Consider the following 1,875-nt stretch of genomic DNA (forward strand, 5'->3'; position numbering starts at 1 on the left):
CCTCTTAACTACCTTCAACAATGAGTTTCCGTGGCGATGGACGTTATCATTCCCTCTTAACGACTTTCGAACATGATTTTCTCACTCGAAGCCCCAGTTCAAGGCGCTTCCGCTTTTCTTATCACAATTTGAAAAGGTCCCTTCCCCACGGGGATTGTTTTGATTATGTCTAGATTTTCCGGGTTTACAATATGAATATCATTGCTGTCATAACCAGCTATCATTAAATACTGATCAAGTAAAGCCATTTCAAAAGGATTTGCACCAATTACTTTAGAATTGACTACTTTTCCTTCCATATTTAACTTGTAAAGCATGCTTGTCCCGTGGCTAAGTGCAAATACATGATGATTAAATTCCAAAAAATTCACAGGCATAGTTGGGGCCGGGATTTTGTAAATTAACTCGGCCGTTTCTGAATTGTACACATGAATATCCTTTTCAACCACGGCACCCGCACCATGTCCTCCAATCCAAAGCTCATTCCGATTATCATTTAGCCATGCCCCTGCAGCTGCTGGGTGAATATGATAGCTCGAAACATTTTTTGTGTTATTCAAGTCAACCACTGTTAGTTTTTCTTTACTGAAACTTAATACATATAGTTTTTTATCCTTTTCCGATTCAAGGATGGTTAATGGATTATTTTCCGTCCTAATTTGTGCTTTCTCTTCACCATTCATATCAAATAATCTGATTTTAGCAAGATTTTGATCCACTAACGCAATATAGGAATTTGTTTGAAGCAGCTTCCCATTGACAATTCCTTTGCCCGTTTTCCAGCTACCAATCTTTTTTCCGGCTTTTAAAGAAAATAAATCAACTGTCTCAACCTGTTTTCCAAATAGTATAATTGTATCTCCATCTGGAAAAATAACGGCACCTGTATAGGGCTTTTTTAGCTTCCAATCGGAAAGCTTTTTCATATTCTCTATATTAACGAAAGAAACAGACATATCCTTAATATTGACAGTTGCAGCAATAGAAAGATCTTCTTCAATAGGCTGAAATTTTTGATTCGTGCATGAAGATAATAATATTGCTGTCACAAATATAATCAAAAATCGGAATAATATAGGCACAGGCTTCTCCTCTTTTAACCTTTTTTCCATATTATATGGCCTATATGTGTTTAATTTGTGAAGTTCATTTTGATGATTGGACGCTTTTTGTGAACTCCGTCAGCTCTAGATGCAATTGAATTAAAGCGATTTTACTTTGGTCAGATAACTCTGATTCGATAATTCTTTTTGTTGCCATATAATACTTTTCCATTAATGATTTTCGAACTCTAGGATGAGCGTTTTCATCCTTCAGCTCCCTGACAATAGCTTCTTTTAATATTAATTCCGCAGACTCGTCAGCTAAAAGGGAACGATTTTTCCATAACTTTCGATATTCATCTAATAAATTTTGATAATACATGTTACATCACCATCTAATTTTTTTAATAGGTCTTTATCATTCTATTTTTACATAAAAAAAATCGGATATGCAAAAAATAGTTAAAATAATGTTGAAGGGAGATCAATTAAGTTGAGTACACCATATTGCTGTCCAAATTGTAAAACAAATCGGAGCCGTTTTAATATTATTAGACAGGTTCCGCAATCCGTTAAACTCGACCCGCACACAGGAGAAATTGTTGAAGAATTTACAAACGAAAATTTAAGCCCTTTTCATATGGCATACAAAGGACCAGAAATTAAAATACAATGCGGTTCCTGCGGATTAGTAGAAGATGAAAGAACGTTTATTAAATTTGGGGAAAGATAATTAGAAAAGTAGAAGCGCCTTCGGAACATCAAAGGGCAAATGTTCCTGCGAAGAATATTCGCAGAAGCTTTCCTTTGTGCCCACCCCCGACAAGCACAA

Annotated in this window: 3 protein-coding genes; 1 reads left to right on the top strand and 2 read right to left on the bottom strand. The window is 35.6% G+C overall.

What is annotated here, in order from left to right; genetic code table 11:
* Window positions 1-98: 98 nt before the first annotated feature.
* Together V7164_RS06145 and V7164_RS06150 are read right to left on the bottom strand one after the other, a co-directional pair.
* On the bottom strand, window positions 99-1,082 hold the full coding sequence (locus V7164_RS06145; protein ID WP_335345515.1) for a YncE family protein: 984 nt from the start codon (window positions 1,080-1,082) through the stop codon (window positions 99-101).
* A gap of 64 nt (window positions 1,083-1,146) precedes the next feature.
* A complete protein-coding gene (locus V7164_RS06150) occupies window positions 1,147-1,425 on the bottom strand; it encodes a hypothetical protein (RefSeq protein WP_335345516.1) in 279 nt (92 codons plus the stop codon).
* A 111-nt stretch (window positions 1,426-1,536) separates the two neighbouring features.
* On the opposite strand from V7164_RS06150, the gene V7164_RS06155 reads away from it, so the two are divergent.
* Entirely contained in the window at window positions 1,537-1,776 is a 240-nt protein-coding gene (locus V7164_RS06155) for a DNA alkylation repair protein (protein WP_335345517.1), read from the top strand.
* Window positions 1,777-1,875: the final 99 nt, after the last annotated feature.

It is taken from the genome of Bacillus sp. JJ1474 (assembly GCF_036965225.1).
Lineage (GTDB): Bacteria > Bacillota > Bacilli > Bacillales > Cytobacillaceae > Cytobacillus.